Origin of the sequence: Synechocystis sp. LEGE 06083, assembly GCF_015207725.1 — a bacterium.
In the GTDB taxonomy this organism is placed as follows: Bacteria; Cyanobacteriota; Cyanobacteriia; order Cyanobacteriales; family Microcystaceae; genus Synechocystis; species Synechocystis salina.
Genome location: NZ_JADEWJ010000053.1, coordinates 1 through 17,264, shown reverse-complemented (window position 1 = coordinate 17,264; position 17,264 = coordinate 1). Strand labels below are relative to the sequence as shown.

Below are 17,264 nucleotides of genomic sequence, written 5' to 3'. Positions count from 1 at the left end.
CAAATCCTGAACGGTCGTTTTGCTTACTTGAAACTGCTCTGCTACTTTTCTAATTGAGGTTCCACCACCTTCATAGGTCTTGACTATCCTTTCTCTTAGATCAACTGATAGAGCTGGCATTTTACTTCTCGATGAACTCCCCTGAATATTTGTCCCTCATTGTACCACCTCGTCATAGAATCTGCCGTAACCAGGCAAAAAGTTCACCAACACTGATTTGGAAATCCTCCGCAAAGGTTGGCACCGGCACAATTTCAGGTAGTTTGTCGATTACTTGAACTTGCTTGTCACGCCTATAAACCAGTATGGTTTGCTCCTTTGGATCTATGAGCCAGCCCATCTGGGTGCCATTCTCCAGACAGGACAAAATATTTTTAATGACTCGGACTGGGCTTTGGTCAGGGGAAAGAATTTCAATAGTCCAATCAGGAGCCAAGTCAAACAGATCCGCAATTTCTCCTGAAGAATCACGGGGAATACGGTCTTGGGTAAACACGGCAATGTCCGGCAAAATGGAGCGATCACCAAAGGTACAGCGTAGTTCCGAAAGGGCTAATGCCCGCCGTTGGGAACTGAGGGTCTGATTCAAGCTTGCCGACAATAAGGTTTGTAGGAGACTATGCTTGCCTTTGGGCCTCGGTTTTTCTCGGACAGTACCATTGATGTATTCTTGGGCTGGTTTAGTCTCTGGTAATGCCATGAATTCTGCTAAGGAAAGTGTCTTTACTGGAGTAGTAACCATGGCTGGGTTTCTTCAGGAAAAATGACCAACGAATCAAACTCACCACCCCAATCTAGGACACACTGCCCTCGCCCGGCAGTACACAGCAGTTGACATCATTCAGACAAACCTTGCCCCATTGCAGGGCCCAGCGCACCAACTCCACCCGATTTTCCGTGTTGGTCTTCGTCAGAATATTACTGACATGGTTATCCACTGTTCTTTTGCTAATCTCCAAACGCTCCGACACCTCCTGGTTGGTCAGGCCGATCGCCACCAGGTCTAAAATTTCCAATTCACGATCCGATAGGGACGCAGGGGGTTGATAGTTCCCGGCCAGCATGGGTGATTATCCTCAGGTATATTTACTCAGTCGGTAGACTATATTCTATGGTAATCCCCCCGTCAAGCCTAGCTTTAGGCAAATAAAAAAGAAGACCCCAGGGGCCTTCCCAGCTCAGAAGCTGTCAAAGTTCGATCAAAAGTTGGAATAATGGCGGGGCTAGTTACCGGATCTAAACGACCTAGTAAGCTAAGCCCATACTGCGGGTGGTTTCGGCACCCAAATAAACTCGGATACTTAAAAAGTCTGTGGGACAGGCGGTCTCACAACGTTTGCAACCAACACAATCCTCGGTTCTAGGGGAAGAGGCGATCTGAGCGGCTTTACAACCATCCCAGGGCACCATTTCTAGAACATCGAGGGGGCAAGCCCGGACGCATTGGGTACAACCAATACAGGTATCGTAAATTTTTACACTATGGGACATTGACTATCGGCTCCTTAACCGAGGGTTCTCCGTAAAGTCGAAAAAAATAATATTGTCAGGATTATGGGCTAGTTTACCCCAGACCTGAATTTCCTTCCGGAAAAAACGCCATAACTTTAAATTCTGTTACATCTTTGCCGCAAATCGGACCAAATAACCAAGCAAAAGCTCTCCAGTGGGGGTCAAACCCTAGGCAAAGCAAATCTTAACCATAGAAAAAACCCTGGGTACAAACAAAAATTTGCAGGGTGGCGATCGCCAGGGGCGGGCAAGTTGCTTACAAAAAGTTAGAAAAAATTAATCTTTTCTGCGGGCCCGGCCGGAAAAATCCCTGCTAGATTATTGTCTGTAAAGACTATCTGGGTAGTATGAGCACTTTTCCCTGGCTGACCACGATCATCCTTTTGCCGATTGTGGCGGCTTTATTCATTCCCATTATCCCCGACAAGGACGGTAAAACCGTTAGATGGTATTCCCTGACGGTGGGGCTGGTAGACTTTGCCCTCATCGTTTATGCCTTCTACAGTGGTTTTGACCTGAGCCAGCCGGGATTGCAATTGGTGGAAAGCTACACCTGGCTACCCCAGATTGATCTCAAATGGTCGGTGGGGGCCGATGGCCTGTCCATGCCCTTGATTATTCTCACCGGTTTTATTACCACCTTGGCCACCATGGCCGCTTGGCCCGTCACCCTGAAGCCCAAACTCTTTTATTTCCTCATGCTGTTGATGTATGGGGGACAAATTGCGGTATTTGCAGTGCAGGATATTTTGCTCTTTTTCCTGGTGTGGGAATTGGAGTTGGTGCCGGTGTATCTAATTCTCTCCATTTGGGGGGGCAAAAAACGTCTCTACGCAGCCACCAAGTTTATTCTCTACACGGCGGGGGGGTCTTTATTTATCCTGTTGGCAGGACTGACCCTGGCTTTTTACGGCGATGTCAATACCTTTGATATGTCGGCGATCGCCGCTAAGGACATTCCCGTTAACCTGCAGTTATTGTTATACGCTGGCTTTCTGATTGCCTACGGCGTTAAGTTACCGATTTTTCCCCTCCATACCTGGTTGCCCGACGCCCATGGGGAGGCCACCGCTCCGGCCCACATGTTGCTGGCGGGAATTTTGCTGAAAATGGGGGGTTATGCCCTCCTGCGGATGAATGTGGGGATGTTACCCGATGCCCATGCCGTATTCGCGCCGGTGTTGGTGATTCTGGGGGTGGTGAACATTATTTATGCCGCTTTCACTTCCTTTGCCCAACGGAACCTAAAACGGAAAATTGCCTACTCCTCCATTTCCCACATGGGCTTTGTCCTGATTGGCTTAGCTTCCTTTACAGACCTGGGCATGAGTGGGGCCATGTTGCAGATGATTTCCCATGGTTTGATCGGGGCCAGTTTATTCTTCATGGTGGGGGCTACTTATGACCGGACCCATACCCTGATGTTGGATGAGATGGGGGGCATTGGCCAAAAAATGAAAAAGGGTTTTGCCATGTGGACAGCCTGTTCCCTTGCTTCCCTGGCCCTGCCCGGCATGAGTGGCTTTGTGGCGGAATTGATGGTGTTTGTGGGTTTTGCCACCAGCGATGCCTATAACTTAGTTTTTCGTACCATTGTGGTGGTTCTCATGGGAGTTGGGGTAATTTTGACCCCCATTTATCTCCTCTCCATGCTCCGGGAAATGCTTTACGGCCCCGAGAACGAGGAATTGGTCAACCATACCAATCTGGTGGATGTGGAACCGAGGGAAGTATTTATCATTGGTTGTCTGCTGGTGCCCATCATTGGCATTGGCTTTTACCCCAAACTAATTACCCAAATTTACGACCCCACCATTAATCAACTGGTGCAGACGGCCCGGCGATCGGTGCCGAGCTTGGTGCAGGAGGCCAGTATTTCCCCCTTGGAAGTCACCGCTTTACGGGCCCCCACCATCGGTTTTTAAATCAGATTTCAGATGGCAAACATTTGAATCATAATCTCGGGGAGATGTCCTTAATTCTCCCCCAAATTTTTCTCACTCCCTGCTCAAAAAATTAGGCTGTTGGACGTGTTCCCCTGGTAGCTATGGGGAATTTTTTGTTGTTTTCAAATATGTTTCCAGGGTCCATGTGGAAAATCGCCATTGTTCCTGATGCTCCGCCACTTTTTTTAGCAAGTTTGTGTTACGCTTGGCTAGAATAATCGGTTAACGTTTCAAGACCTTATTCTAGTACTTCTAATACCCCCCAGGACAAACATAAATCCATGAAAAATATCCCTGCAATGATTGGTGGCAGCTTAATTGTTGGCTCCTTTGCGCTGTTCGGTGGGGCTATGCCCACTATGGCCCAAGAAGTCGAATGTGAAGCCTATGAAGAAGATGGTATGGGGGTTGCGGTTTGCGTCGATGACGAAGGTAATACCGCTGTCAGTGTTACGGATGAAGAAGGCAATCAAGTCACCATTGTGGAAGATGAGGAAGGCAACGAATATACGGAAATTATTGAGGTTGAACAGTAGATTAACCTCCGCCTCTTTTTTTTAGCTCACCATTGGCCAAAGGGGCGGGAAAATTGCTGTAGGGATAGTAAATAAAAACGGCAGTTATTTTTAGCGGATTCCCTAGTGGTGCTGGTGTTATAACCCCAATCCGCCAGGAATAAACTGCTTTGTCCTAAGGCAGGTTGGTCAGCAACGGTTTGTAGGGTGGTTAACATATCCTCCACAAACCAGAGTTGGTCACTGGCGTAATTGTGTTTGATCAGTAGTTGTTGCAGAGTCTTATATTTGGGCTGTTTAATTTCCTTGCCGATAATTTGACCAAGGGGAAAATTCACCTTTTGGTTTTGGAGTAACTGTTTCACAAAGCGGCCTTCCTTGGTGGTTACGATATAAAGCCATAGGGGGTAGGGGGATTGGAGCCAATGGTTTAATTGCTCAATTGCCCCCGGATAAAAACGATGCAGTTCCAACCAATAGGTCAAATCGTGGTTAATGTAATTGTCCCGCACCTGGTCTAGGGCTGGAGCCAGTTGGGATTTGCCAATTTGTTCTTGGTTTTGTAACGTCTGGGCGACGGTGGGCCATGTTTTTTCAATAGTTCCGGGGTCTACGCCCGTAGCCAAAGCTTGCAGCAATAGGGGCATTTCCCACCCTGTTTCGATCACTGGTCTGAGACGATAAAAGTTATCTCTTTGGCGATCGAGCTTTTCTGGCGGTAGATTTGGCCAGATTTGTCGACAAACCTGACAACTAGTTTGAAAATATTCCTGCAAACCGTCACAGATGACACCGTCAAAATCTAGGACTAGCAAATGGGGAAATTTTTCCATAGATTTATAAGGGGAGTATCTAACGGATTCACTACTGCATTATTGACGATGTTTTGCGAGTCTTAGGATTAATGCCAACATTTTCTCGGTGCTCTCCTCAGCCCCCCCTAGCCTAGCCTCAGGAATGCCTACGGAATTGCTAAATAGGGCCATTCAATCAAGTTCTCCTACACAAAAGTTAACAAAGCCCCTGTAGCGTTCCGAAACGTTCTACCCTAGATGCTGATTCACTTTTTTATGATGAACCTTTAAATAAGCCTTGGCCGGGCGGCTTTTTCCCTCGTTTTAAGGCGATCGCAATTTTGTTAATGGGAGATAATGAAATCCAATGAGTGTTAAGGCAAGTGGTGGCAGCTCACTAGCGCGACCCCAACTCTACCAAACCGTTCCCGTCTCCGCTATCAGTCAAGCAGAGCAACAGGATCGCTTCCTAGAAGGGTCAGAACTAAACGAGTTAACAGCGTATTTTCAATCCGGTTCCCTGCGCCTAGAGATTGCAGAGACCCTAACCCAAAATGCCGACTTGATCGTCTCTAGGGCCGCCAATCGAATTTTCACCGGCGGTTCCCCCCTCTCCTACCTGGAAAAGCCCGTTGAGCGGCAGCCTGCATTGGTGGGTGCCTCCAGTGACAGTCGCAACGGCAGTGTTACCTACGCCGAAAGTAACGGCGGCGGTGGTCTCTTTGGGGGACTCCGTTCCGTTTTTAGCAGTACTGGCCCCATTCCCCCTGGTTTCCGTCCCATTAACATAGCCCGGTACGGTCCCAGCAATATGCAAAAATCCCTCCGGGACATGTCCTGGTTTTTGCGCTACACAACCTATGCCATTGTTGCCGGGGACCCCAACATCATTGTGGTCAATACCCGGGGACTGAAGGAAGTTATTGAGAATGCCTGTTCCATTGATGCCACCATTGTGGCTATCCAGGAAATGCGGGCTGCTTCTGCCGACTATTTCCGAGCCAATGCCCAAGCAAAAGAGATTGTCCTGCAATACTTTGACATTCTCCTGAGTGAGTTTAAAGCCCCCACCCCGGCCAACAAAGTACGCCAAGGGCCCTCCAATGACATCCAGGGTCTGGAACTACCCCAGAGCTATTTCAACGCCTCGGCTAAGCGGCAAAAATACGCCATGAAGCCTGGTTTGTCCGCGTTGGAAAAAAACGCGGTCATCAAAGCCGCCTACCGCCAAATTTTCGAGCGGGATATTACCAAAGCCTACAGCCAATCTATTTCCTATCTGGAGTCCCAGGTACGTAATGGCGATATTTCCATGAAGGAATTTGTCCGTCGCCTGGCCAAATCTCCTCTCTATCGCAAGCAATTCTTTGAACCCTTCATCAATAGCCGGGCTTTAGAATTGGCTTTCCGTCACATCCTTGGCCGGGGTCCCAGTTCTAGGGAAGAGGTGCAAAAATATTTTGCCGTTGTTTCCAGTGGTGGTTTAGCGGCGCTGGTGGATGCCCTAGTGGATTCCCAGGAATATTCCGATTACTTTGGCGAGGAAACGGTGCCCTACCTGCGGGGCTTGGGGGTTGAGGCCCAGGAATGCCGCAACTGGGGGATGCAACAGGATCTGTTTAGTTACAGTGCTCCCTTCCGCAAAGTTCCCCAATTCATCACTACCTTTGCCCAGTACGATCGCCCGTTACCGGATCAACACGTGTATGGTTCCGGCAATGATCCCCTGGAAATTCAATTTGGGGCCATCTTCCCGAAAGAAACCCGCAATCCCAGCAAGCGTCCTGCGCCCTTCAATAAGGACACCAAGCGGATTCTGATTCACCGGGGGCCGGCGGTTAATAACCAAGTGGGCAACCCCAGTGCGGTAGGGGAATTTCCCGGCAGTCTCGGTGCGAAAGTATTCCGTCTCAACGGTGGTTTACCAGGCGCTAAAGTGGGCAAAAATACCGGCACCAGCGTCAAATTTGGGGAAAGCTCCACCCAGGCTTTGATTCGGGCGGCCTATCGTCAAGTTTTCGGTCGAGATCTGTACGAAGGGCAAAGGCTCTCCGTGGCGGAAATCCAACTGGAAAATGGCGACATTAGCGTGCGGGAATTTATTAAACGCCTGGCTAAATCGGAATTGTTCCTCAAGCTTTACTGGGCTCCCCACTACGTTTGTAAGGCGATCGAATACATGCACCGCCGTCTCCTGGGCCGTCCCACCTATGGTCGCCAGGAAATGAATCAGTACTTCGACATTGCTTCCAAACAGGGCTTCTACGCTGTGGTGGAGGCCATGATCGACAGTAAAGAATATAGTGATGCCTTTGGGGAAGACACCGTTCCCTATGAGCGTTACCTCACCCCCGCTGGTTTACAAATGCGTTCTGCCCGGGTTGGTTCCATTCGGGAAGACATCGGTCAACGGGTAGACAAGGAAGTGACCCCCCGTTTTGTGGAATTGGGCCAAGTTTCCACTGTGCGTACCGAGCCGGAAATCGCCTACCGCAGCAACCAAGGGGTTACCCGACAACGGCAACAAACCAAAATCTTTAAGTTGGTGTCCACCTACGATAAGGTTGCGGTTAAAAATGCCGTCCGGGCCGCCTACCGCCAGGTGTTTGAGCGGGATCTGGAACCCTACATTATCAATTCTGAGTTCACTGCCCTGGAAAGTAAGCTCAGCAATAATGAAATTAACGTTAAGGAATTCATCGAAGGTTTGGGTACTTCGGAGCTCTATATGAAGGAGTTCTATGCACCTTACCCCAACACCAAAGTGATTGAAATGGGCACCAAGCACTTCCTGGGCCGGGCTCCCCTCAATCAAAAGGAAATCCAGCAGTATAACCAAATTTTGGCCAACCAGGGTCTACGGGCCTTCATTGGTGCCATGGTGAATAGCATGGAATATCTACAAACTTTTGGTGAAGATACGGTGCCCTATCGCCGTTTCCCCACCCTGCCCGCGGCCAACTTCCCCAACACGGAACGGCTGTATAACAAGCTCACCAAGCAGGATAAGGAATTGGTGGTCCCGAGCTTTACCCCAGTGGTTAAGGTGGGAGGTTAAGGACAGATTGCTTCACCTTAGCCATCTCTGATTAGTTGATTGATTGTTCTAACCTAGCTGGTACTCTGCACTGGCTAGGTTTTTTGTTGAGGAGGATTGGGCGGCCCAGTTTTCACCATGGAGCAAAAGGCACTGAATTGACCAAGGGGACAAAATAGCCAAAGGCTGACAAAGACTTACCAAAAGTGAATTTTATGGACAGTTCTATTAGTTATGCTGTGAGGGATGGTAATGATTATTGGTCGCTTTTGACCCTCCCCTTGCTATGGCCTATCCGTTGTATGTCGCATTTATTTGGCATCAACACCAGCCTTCTTCCCAGTCCTACGGCATGGTGGGTGCGGGTCATGGCCGCTATCAGTGGCCCTGGGCGCGATTGTATGGTACGAGGGACTACGGCGGGTTAATCAAACTCTGGGGAAGATATCCAACCCTACACCAAACAGTGAGTTTAACGCCCTGTTTACTAGCTCAATTGGAGGACTATGCCCAGGGCAGGGCGATCGATCGCCATTTAGCCCTCACCCTAAGCCCGGTGGAAAAGTTAAGCCCAGAGCAAAAGGTGGAAATTCTGACCACTTTTTTTGAGGCTGATCCCCGCACACAAATTTTTCCCCAGGATCGGTATCAGCAGTTATATGAACAACGCCAGAGGCAAGGGCTGAATTGGTGCATATCCCATTGGCAACCCCAGGATTTTAGCGACCTGTTGGCCTGGCATAACTTAATTTGGTTTGATGCTCTGACCATTGCTGAGGATCGGGAAGTACGGGATTGGTATTTTCGGCAAAAATCCTTCACCCTAGGCGATCGCCAAAGAATCATTAGTAAACAACGCCAAATTATTCAGGGTATTATTCCCCTCCACCGCCAATTACAGAATTCTGGGCAACTAGAAATTATCACTAGTCCTTATGGCCACCCGATTTTGCCCCTGTTGGCGGATACCAACATTGCCCGCACTGTCCAGGCCGCCCTGGCTCTGCCGGATCCCCGCTTTTGTTGGTCGGAGGATGGGGTCAAACAATTACAACGGGGTAAGCAATACTATCGGCGCATCTTTGGGCGGGAATCCCGGGGTTTATGGCCGCCCGGGTTAGCGGTTAGTCCTGCCATGGTGCAAACGGTGGCCCAACTGCGTTTTGAGTGGTTATGTGCTGATGAGTCTGCCCTGGCCCAAAGTTTGAGCACCAGTGCGGAACGGGCAGGTTGGCTAAATTCCGTCTATCGAGTGCCTACGGAGGACGGGGAGTTGGCCATGGTATTTCGGGATCAACAATTATCAGACTTGATTAGTTTCCACTATGGCCGTTACTCTCCTTCCCAAGCGGCCCAGGATTTAATTGAGCGACTTTTGGCCCGCAGACAACCCCAAGAAACTTCCCAACCCAGACTGGTGACCATTGCTCTAGAGGGGGATGTTACCTGGAATAGCTATGACCAGAATGGCTTTACCTTCTTGCATCAGTTCTATCAGCAGTGTGAACATTTGAGCCGCCAAGGGCTACTGCAGTTGGTAACTGTGTCTGAATTTATTGATCGGTTTCCTCCCACCAGAGTATTGGCCGGACACAATGGCATTCCTAGTCCGTTGGTAGGTTCCTGGAATGGGGGCGATTTCAGTAAATGGATCGGTCAACCTAGCCAGAACCAAGCCTGGGATTACTTAATTGATGCGAGGCAAACTCTAGCAAGTCATCCTGAAGCCACAGAGGAAAATAATCCCGAAGCTTGGCAAGCCCTCTATGGGGCCGAAAGTTCCGATTGGTTTGAGGCTTTTGGCCAAGGTCATTCCCAAAAAATCTTCAATTCTGAAGCCCTATTCCGCCAACATCTGATCCGGCTTTACCATGCCCTCAATGAAACTTTGCCTGGTTATCTACAGCATCCCTTAATTGATCAAAATGGCGATCGCCCGTTGGGAGGCCATCTCTATCCCCACTGGGATAATTTAACCAATTTAATTCCTTGGCAGGTGGCTAATAGCTTGCCGGTGCAAGGGGGAAAGGAGTTCGTGCAACAAATCTACTATGGCCACGATCGCCAACGGTTGATCCTGCGGTTAGACTTCCAACGACTGTTGCCGGAGTTAGATCCCGATGAGCTTCATCTGGCCTGGTATTATCCCTATTTGCCCCATGGCCATGCTCCCCTGGCGATCGCATCCCTGCCGGATCAAGCACCGTTAAATTACTATTTCCACCACCATTGCCGCATTAATCTCCACCATCTCCAAAGTCACCATGAAATTGCCGTGGGGCCCAACCGCTGGCACCTCAACCCCCAACGACCCCAGCTAGTACATCAAGACGAAATTTTGGTGGTAGTGATTCCCATGACAGCCTTACCCGAAACTAGGCCCGATCGCCTCCATCTGTTGCTTTTACTAGCTGAACAAGGGGAATTTATGGCTAATTTGTCGGGGGAAAATCTGTTGGAATGGACCCTATCCTAGGCCCTTTACCTAAACCACTGTATTTCTTTTCCGTGCTTCTTTGTAGGAAGGGCCCACACTGCGCAGTCCAGTCTTGACCAGTTGTTGTTCTAACAAGGCAAAAAATCTACGGCGATCGCCGCCCCGCACCACCGCCTGATTGTGGGCTTCCGCTAGGGCCACGGGATAACCAAAACCCTTTTCTATCTGACTGAGCACAATGGCCAGAGATTGATTGAGCAACTCTGAATCTTCCACCAGCCAGGCGGGAAATTCCACCCGGGCCACCTCCGATCCCCCATGGACGTAACAAAAACAAACCCGCATTGCCGGAGCATAGGCTTCTAAAATGCGGGCATTACTGCTCCAAATGGGGCCCCGTTGCCCTGGGGAGAGAATCCCTTGCCACAGACTGCTATCCCGCAGAGGATCAAAAATCTGACAGGGGGTTTTCCGTTCCTCCGCCTGACATCCTTCACAATGGCTGACACAATTGGGGCTTTCGTGGGGACAAGCCTGGAGCCGTAAAAGGTTAATGGACTCCACACTTCTGGGGGCGCTGATGTAACTCACTAGGGGAATGCGAGCTTGGCGCAACGTTTCCCAGGCGGCCAAAATGGGGTCAAGGATTTGATTTCTGGCTTCCTGGGGTAAACTTTCCAAAAACCAGTAAATTAGGGAGCCGTCCACCATGGCCAGGTTGGGATCGCTGTGGGGCCCTGGGGGACTGACCCAACGACAAGCTAGGGCCGCTAACCGTTCTGCTTCCAACACTGTGCGGCGGTGCCCCAACCATTCCTCGGTGCGAATGCCCCAACGACGGGAGGCATATAAATCCTCAGGGCGAAAATACACTTCCGGCACACTGTCCAGTAGGGGATGCAAATTTTGCCCGTAGTGGAGCATTACCCGGCCAATATTGAGTAGATAACAGTAGGCAATTTCATGGTGGGAAGGGGCAATTTGGGAGCCATCCGTGGCAAAAACACTGTGGTTTACCGGTGCCTCCCCAATCACTACCCTCGTATCTAAAGGCTCCAACGGCCTGGCCACCGCAAAAAAGAGGCGATCGCCCCATTCCGTTAATGTGTTGAGTAAATGGGTCTGGTGCTGTTGGGCTTGGAAAAATAACTCCTGAGCCCTTTCCAGACGTTGATGGCCGGCGGTGGCTTCTTGGCGAAAATGTTGCCCTAGGGCCGGCATTTGACCAGCTAACTTGGTGAGGTCAAGCATGAAGGAGAGGCAAAATTAAGGGCTAGTAGAAGAAAATCGCCCCGGTGGGTTGCAGATTGATGGAGCGATGGCCGTAAAACCGGTTTTCTATATTGACATCTCCCTTCGTTACCGTAATCACCGCCACATTGTCCTCCCCTACCATTTGGGTGCGGGCATCCACCGGCACAGTAAACTTAAGCACAAAGGATTGCTCCGGAGTGCTGGGGGTGGCATTGTCTGGATAGACCATGATGTAGGCATTATTGCCAAAATTTTCTAGCATGGCCGATTCTCCAGGGGCGACCACCGTGGGGGGGAACGATTCCAGGTTAGTGATGTCGTAGTCCAGGGCTAAGTCCGTTTCGTTCACGAGCTTGACCTTAACTGGCCTTTTGGGATCGAATCTGCCAATGGGTTGCCAAAATCCTGGCTGATAGGTGGTGGCAGGGGGATCCTGCGCTTCAACTCTGGCAGTGGAAGCAATTGAAGTCAAACCAACAAAAGCCATTGCCAGTAAAGTCAGAGAGGTGGTTAGGGGACGACTATTAAACATAGGGCAATTCCTCGAGCAAGTTTGGTGAAGTTTTTTGATCAAATCACCAAAATCATTGCAAGCACAACCATTGGGGTCACTTTTAGCCCCGGTCTAGAAAATTGGCAACAATCTCCACTGGGCCGGTTTTTGCCTAGGGAAAGAAGACAAACACGGCCTGTGCTAGTATCTAAGGCATGAATTTTCGTGAAGTTAATTATAACAGTCAGTATTTTGCGGCTGGCTAGGTGTTTAGGAGTGGCAACAGCATCATGACGAGCCATCAGCTCAACGGGCAACGGAGTTACCTTCAGCCGATCCGCATCGGGGTGATTGGGGTGGGCAATATGGGACAGCACCATACCAGGGTCCTTAGTCTGATGAAGGATGTGGAGTTTGTGGGCATTGCCGATGTCAATGTGGAGCGAGGTCTGGACACCGCCAGTAAGTATCGGGTGCATTTTTTTGAAGATTACCAAGAGATGTTGCCCCATGTGGATGCAGTTTGTGTGGCGGTTCCCACCAGGCTTCATCACGATGTGGGCATGAATTGTTTACAAAATAATGTTCATACTCTGATCGAAAAGCCCATTGCCGCTAGCATTGCCGAAGCAGAGTCATTGGTCAATGCCGCCGCCGATGCCAATTGCATTCTCCAGGTGGGGCACATCGAACGCTTCAATCCAGCATTTTTGGAACTAACCAAAATTCTTAAAACGGAGGAGTTATTGGCGATCGAAGCCCATCGCATGAGTCCCTATTCCCAGCGGGCCAATGATGTGTCTGTGGTGTTGGATTTGATGATCCACGACATTGACCTATTGCTGGAACTGGTGGGTTCTGAAGTGGTCAAACTATCCGCTAGTGGCAGTCGGGCTTCCGGATCAGGCTATTTGGATTATGTCACCGCCACTTTGGGCTTTTCCTCCGGCATTGTGGCCACCCTCACCGCCAGCAAGGTTACCCACCGCAAAATTCGTTCCATTGCCGCCCACTGTAAAAATTCCCTCACCGAAGCAGATTTCCTCAATAACGAAATTCTTATCCATCGCCAAACCACCGCCGATTGGAGTGCGGACTATGGTCAGGTGTTGTACCGCCAGGATGGATTAATCGAAAAGGTTTACACTAGCAACATCGAACCCCTCCACGCCGAATTGGAGCATTTTATCCACTGTGTACGGGGGGGAGACCAACCCTCTGTGGGGGGAGAACAGGCCCTCAAAGCGTTAAAGCTCGCCAGTTTAATTGAAGAAATGGCCTTGGACAGCAACGGCTGGAATGCTTTGGAAGCGGCTTCAGAGTATCAAAACGTGACTTTGGCCCTGGGGGCTAGCATTTAAATGGTCTCTATCTAATGGGTTGGGACTAATTTGACGGCAACAGTGCTCTTATCTTTGCTTTTGGATCTGCCAATCCAGATGGCATCACCCATGGCACAAAGTCGGGCTCCGAAGTGATCAGTTTTGGGGATTTTCTCGACGAGGACTGAAATTTCGATGACATCATCGTCAGATTTACGCTGACTTAGTCTATGGGCATTATCGGGGCAAGCCGGTATTCAGGTAAGATAGGTCGGTGTTTTCTGCGGTTGACCTACAGGGTTTGACCCTGTTCCACTGGCTGACGCCCATAGTTTTCCCTACTGCTGTGAATCACTTTGTTTGGAGGAGGGACGGCCCGCAACGTCAGCCCACCGCCATTGTTTTGCACTCCAATTGCCATGGGCATCGAACTCCGTAGTTACGTTTACCTGGATAGTCTCCAGTCTCAACATGCCGCCTACATTGGGACGGTGGCCTCCGGCTTTTTGCCCCTACCGGGGGATTGCTCCCTCTGGGTGGAGGTTTCCCCAGGCATTGAAATTAACCGCATTACCGATATTGCCCTCAAGGCGGCGGTGGTGCGGCCAGGGGTGTTATTTGTGGAACGGCTCTACGGTTTGCTGGAAATCCATGCCAGTAATCAGGGGGAAGTGCGGGCAGCAGGACAGGCTATTTTGCAATATATTGGCGCCAAAGCCAGTGACTGCATCAAGCCCAAGGTGGTGTCTAGTCAAATTATTCGTAACATTGATGCCTACCAAACCCAGTTAATTAACCGTAATCGGCGGGGCCATATGTTATTGGCGGGGCAAACCCTCTTTGTGTTGGAGGTGCAACCGGCGGCCTATGCTTCCTTGGCGGCCAACGAAGCAGAAAAGTATGCTTCCATCAATATTTTGCAGGTTAGCTCCATTGGCAGTTTTGGTCGACTTTACCTAGGAGGGGAAGAAAGGGATATTAAAGCGGGGGCCCGGGCAGCCATTGGGGCGATCGAGAATGCCCCCGGCAAAGTACCCACCTTAGAAGGTAAAAATGAATAATAGGGCTAGGGCAAAATATATTTCCTGATATGTTGATTTCATGTCCCTCCCCGATCGCCAGGGAAAGGTGCCGATGGGAGCCTGGAGCATTTTCCTAGTGAGATGGAAGCGTAACCACGTACAATGGGCTTCTGGGGTTGGCGATCGCCAAAGATATTGGCCGTCGGTGCCGTTGCCTATTTTATCGCCCGTTAATTCTTTTACCGAAGCATTAAGTTTATTGTTCCCATGACTGAGTCTCTACCCATTGTTTATCTTTCCGTTTTGTTGATTATTTTGGGGGGATTGGGCGTATTTGTCTTCAGTCAGGTGTTAAAAGCCCGCCGCCTAGAAAACACCTTTGGTAAACTGCAAAAAAAACTACAAAACAGTAAAGGCAGTGCCCAGGAATATTATCAATTGGGCAGCATTTATTTAGATAAAAAATTATATTCCCAATCCATAAACTTATTTCAAAAAGCCCTCAAAATGGGAGAGGAAGTGGAGCCAGAAAACCAAGCACTGATTTATAATGCCATGGGCTACGCCTGTTTTGCCCAGGAGCAATTTGATCTGGCCATTCGTCATTACAAAGATGCTTTGAAACTATTCCCAGATTACGTCATTGCTTTGAATAATTTAGCCAATGTTTATGAAAAAAAACAAATGGTTAACAAAGCCCTAGAAACCTACGAACAAACCTTGGCAATAGAACCAAATAATAAAGTAGCTCAACGGCGGGCCAATTCCTTGAAAAAACGCCTTGTCGAGACTTAAAATAGATTGGATGCAAGCAAGAAAAGTTAGGTCAAAGTCCCACATTTAACATAGTTTTATGAGCAGAACGGTTGGGGAAGTGATGACCCCGAATCCCATCACAGTCAGACCCGATACCCCCCTACAGGATGCCATTCGTCTGTTGGCGGAGAACCGCATCAGCGGCATGCCGGTGCTGGACGATCAGGAGAAATTGGTGGGGGTCATTTCCGACACCGATTTGATGTGGCAGGAGTCTGGGGTGGATACACCTCCCTATGTGATGTTGCTAGACAGTATTATTTACCTGCAAAATCCCGCCCGCCACGAACGAGAATTGCACAAGGCCCTGGGACAAACCGTGGGGGAAGTGATGAACGATGTCCCCATTAGCATTTTGCCCACCCAAACTCTGCGGGAAGCGGCCCATTTAATGAATGAGAAAAAAATTCGCCGTCTGCCGGTGCTGAATGTGGAGAGTCGGCAACTGATTGGTATTTTGACCCAAGGGGACATTATCCGCGCCATGGCCCGGGGAGAAGCCTAGGTCGCTGGGTTTTCCTTTTCCCCAAAGACGAAAGTAAGGCAAAAATTCCACCCCTGGGGTTGGCGGTCTAATTGGATGCTACGGATAAACTCCCGGAAGTAGAAGCGGCGCTCCGTTTCCGAAAGGTCTCGCCAAAATTGAGGCAGGGAAACGGCGGGGATAATGCGTTGCAATTCGTCCGGGGGCAATTGGGCCAACTGCTGTTGTAATTGGGCCAGGTCTTGTTTCAGTTGGTACCGACGCAGTTGATGGGTGTGGCTGTCTAGTATGCCCCGCTGTTCCCAGGTGGGTAGTTGCTCCAGTAAACTTTGCTTTTCCACGATCGCCTGTTGTAAATTTTGGTAATGTTCTCCAAGGGAAGAGGGGGATAATTTACCCACTGCTAAGGGTAGTTCCCGGCAAATTTGCTCAATAACTTGCTCTAAAAATTGCCCATAGGCGATCGCCTGACATTTAGGTTTTTCAGGACAATGGCGGGGTCGGAGATAGAGATAGACTTTGCTTTGGTGACGGGAAGTCACATGGGCTACCACCCAGGGATTCTGGCAACGGTCACAATTAACTAAGCCGGCCAGGGAACGGGGGGCACTAGCGGTGCGGCGGGGTAAAGGGGCATTACGGCGCAAGAGACGGTCAATCTGGGCCGCTTCGGTGCGGCTTAACAAAGGAGCGTGGGTGTCGGCAATGACAGTCTGATTTTGGTAGAGCAGATCGCCCCGGTACACGGGATGGGTTAACCAACGTCGCCCGGTGGCCACCGCAATTTTTTTGCCATAGGTCTGCTCTAAATAGCGGACAGAACTCCGCAGGGAACCGGAGAGGAGAAATTTTTCAAAAAATGCCTTCACCACTGGGGCAGTGGCCCGGTCAATTACGTACTGGTTGACACTGCGACGATAACCATAGGGGGCTTTACCAGGGGGAGGAGCTAGGGCTAGACGATTACGGGCGTGGCCCCGGCGGAGATGATCCCTACGTTGTTCCTTGTCTAGAGTGGCCCATAGTTCCGACCATTGTTGTCTGGCGATCGCCATGTCGGCCTTGCCATTGTTTTGGTAATCCTGCTCCAGGGCAACGACAGTGATACCGAAACTTTCCAATTTTGCCAAAGTTTGGCTGACCTCAAGGGCGGACTGGCCCAATTCCTTGAGATTTTTGACCAGACAATAATCGGTGCTCTGACTTTGGCAATCCTCCATCAATTCACCCAGGGCCCATCGTTCCCCCAGATCCACATAAACCCGGTCCACCTCCACTCCCCAAATCTGAGGATCTATAGGGGCATCCAACAGGCGATCGGAGTAAACGTAGGCAACAATACGCATGGCAACAGGTGACAAAAACCCTACAAAAACCGGTCTAGGGCCTGTTTCAGTTCCGCCAACTCCTGCTCAATATTGCCCTCTGCCGCCGCCCTGGTGATGCACTCATTCATGTGGTCATCCAAAATTAATCTAGCTACCCGGTCCAATGCTCCCCGGATGGCCGCCACCTGAATTAAAACCTCCGGGCAAGGACGATTTTCCTGCACCATGGTTTTTACTCCCCGGATGTGGCCCTCAATGCGGGAGAGGCGATTAACCAATTTTTGTAAGGATTCCTGGCTGTGGA

The 17,264-nt window shown here is 49.9% G+C and carries 19 protein-coding genes; 9 read left to right on the top strand and 10 right to left on the bottom strand.

The annotated features are described in order from the left end of the window. The 4 genes from IQ219_RS20500 to psaC all read right to left on the bottom strand — a co-directional run. The coding region (locus IQ219_RS20500; RefSeq protein WP_194072064.1) for a helix-turn-helix domain-containing protein at positions 1 to 120 on the bottom strand (120 nt) is incomplete at its 3' end. A 52-nt stretch (positions 121 to 172) separates the two neighbouring features. Beyond that, complete coding sequence (locus IQ219_RS06245) at positions 173 to 742, bottom strand: Uma2 family endonuclease (RefSeq protein WP_194072063.1); 570 nt, start codon at positions 740 to 742, stop codon at positions 173 to 175. Positions 743 to 794: 52 nt separating this feature from the next. After that, entirely contained in the window at positions 795 to 1,064 is a 270-nt protein-coding gene (locus IQ219_RS06240) for a helix-turn-helix transcriptional regulator (protein WP_194015132.1), read from the bottom strand. A gap of 181 nt (positions 1,065 to 1,245) precedes the next feature. Beyond that, positions 1,246 to 1,491 (bottom strand): photosystem I iron-sulfur center protein PsaC, encoded by a 246-nt coding sequence (psaC, locus tag IQ219_RS06235; protein WP_002764973.1) that lies wholly within the window; start codon positions 1,489 to 1,491, stop codon positions 1,246 to 1,248. Between the two features lie 368 nt (positions 1,492 to 1,859). On the opposite strand from psaC, the gene IQ219_RS06230 reads away from it, so the two are divergent. Then, entirely contained in the window at positions 1,860 to 3,437 is a 1,578-nt protein-coding gene (locus tag IQ219_RS06230) for an NAD(P)H-quinone oxidoreductase subunit 4 (protein ID WP_190596859.1), read from the top strand. A 302-nt stretch (positions 3,438 to 3,739) separates the two neighbouring features. After that, positions 3,740 to 3,994: a hypothetical protein gene (locus tag IQ219_RS06225; RefSeq protein ID WP_190596857.1), complete on the top strand. Its 255-nt coding sequence runs from the start codon at positions 3,740 to 3,742 to the stop codon at positions 3,992 to 3,994. 26 nt (positions 3,995 to 4,020) lie between these two features. On the opposite strand, the gene IQ219_RS06220 is transcribed toward IQ219_RS06225, so the two are convergent. Next, on the bottom strand, positions 4,021 to 4,806 hold the full coding sequence (locus tag IQ219_RS06220; RefSeq protein WP_194072062.1) for an HAD family hydrolase: 786 nt from the start codon (positions 4,804 to 4,806) through the stop codon (positions 4,021 to 4,023). Positions 4,807 to 5,134: 328 nt separating this feature from the next. Here IQ219_RS06220 and IQ219_RS06215 point away from each other — a divergent pair, with 328 nt between their 5' ends. Together IQ219_RS06215 and IQ219_RS06210 are read left to right on the top strand one after the other, a co-directional pair. Continuing rightward, complete coding sequence (locus IQ219_RS06215) at positions 5,135 to 7,825, top strand: phycobilisome rod-core linker polypeptide (RefSeq protein WP_194072061.1); 2,691 nt, start codon at positions 5,135 to 5,137, stop codon at positions 7,823 to 7,825. A gap of 265 nt (positions 7,826 to 8,090) precedes the next feature. Beyond that, complete coding sequence (locus IQ219_RS06210; RefSeq protein WP_194072060.1) at positions 8,091 to 10,280, top strand: hypothetical protein; 2,190 nt, start codon at positions 8,091 to 8,093, stop codon at positions 10,278 to 10,280. A 9-nt stretch (positions 10,281 to 10,289) separates the two neighbouring features. Here the strand turns inward: IQ219_RS06210 and IQ219_RS06205 are convergent, their stop codons facing one another. After that, positions 10,290 to 11,492 (bottom strand): DNA double-strand break repair nuclease NurA, encoded by a 1,203-nt coding sequence (locus IQ219_RS06205; RefSeq protein ID WP_194020382.1) that lies wholly within the window; start codon positions 11,490 to 11,492, stop codon positions 10,290 to 10,292. A gap of 22 nt (positions 11,493 to 11,514) precedes the next feature. Beyond that, positions 11,515 to 12,027, bottom strand: coding sequence for a hypothetical protein (locus tag IQ219_RS06200; RefSeq protein ID WP_194020383.1), 513 nt, complete (start codon positions 12,025 to 12,027; stop codon positions 11,515 to 11,517). Positions 12,028 to 12,278: 251 nt separating this feature from the next. Here IQ219_RS06200 and IQ219_RS06195 point away from each other — a divergent pair, with 251 nt between their 5' ends. Next, on the top strand, positions 12,279 to 13,349 hold the full coding sequence (locus tag IQ219_RS06195; protein ID WP_194072059.1) for a Gfo/Idh/MocA family protein: 1,071 nt from the start codon (positions 12,279 to 12,281) through the stop codon (positions 13,347 to 13,349). Between the two features lie 253 nt (positions 13,350 to 13,602). Here IQ219_RS06195 and IQ219_RS20345 read toward each other — a convergent pair whose 3' ends face one another. Further along, positions 13,603 to 13,731 carry a hypothetical protein gene (locus IQ219_RS20345; protein ID WP_255512805.1) on the bottom strand — a complete coding sequence of 43 codons (129 nt, stop codon included), beginning with the start codon at positions 13,729 to 13,731 and terminating at the stop codon, positions 13,603 to 13,605. Here IQ219_RS20345 and IQ219_RS06190 point away from each other — a divergent pair. The 4 genes from IQ219_RS06190 to IQ219_RS06175 are packed head-to-tail and all read left to right on the top strand — an operon-like array spanning position 13,730 to position 15,653. Next, a complete protein-coding gene (locus IQ219_RS06190) occupies positions 13,730 to 14,371 on the top strand; it encodes a hypothetical protein (RefSeq protein ID WP_190596837.1) in 642 nt (213 codons plus the stop codon). The two genes, IQ219_RS20345 and IQ219_RS06190, sit on opposite strands and share 2 nt — an antisense overlap. Positions 14,372 to 14,411: 40 nt before the next feature. Beyond that, positions 14,412 to 14,603 carry a hypothetical protein gene (locus IQ219_RS06185; protein WP_190596835.1) on the top strand — a complete coding sequence of 64 codons (192 nt, stop codon included), beginning with the start codon at positions 14,412 to 14,414 and terminating at the stop codon, positions 14,601 to 14,603. Beyond that, entirely contained in the window at positions 14,600 to 15,127 is a 528-nt protein-coding gene (locus IQ219_RS06180) for a tetratricopeptide repeat protein (RefSeq protein WP_190596833.1), read from the top strand. The genes IQ219_RS06185 and IQ219_RS06180 overlap by 4 nt, the downstream gene beginning before the upstream one ends. Positions 15,128 to 15,185: 58 nt before the next feature. Then, positions 15,186 to 15,653, top strand: coding sequence for a CBS domain-containing protein (locus IQ219_RS06175; protein WP_190596831.1), 468 nt, complete (start codon positions 15,186 to 15,188; stop codon positions 15,651 to 15,653). Here the strand turns inward: IQ219_RS06175 and IQ219_RS06170 are convergent. Then, positions 15,650 to 16,978: a recombinase family protein gene (locus tag IQ219_RS06170; protein WP_194072058.1), complete on the bottom strand. Its 1,329-nt coding sequence runs from the start codon at positions 16,976 to 16,978 to the stop codon at positions 15,650 to 15,652. The genes IQ219_RS06175 and IQ219_RS06170 overlap by 4 nt on opposite strands. A gap of 20 nt (positions 16,979 to 16,998) precedes the next feature. Beyond that, a partial coding sequence (locus tag IQ219_RS06165; protein WP_194072057.1) for a metal-sensitive transcriptional regulator occupies positions 16,999 to 17,264 on the bottom strand: 266 nt, incomplete at its 5' end.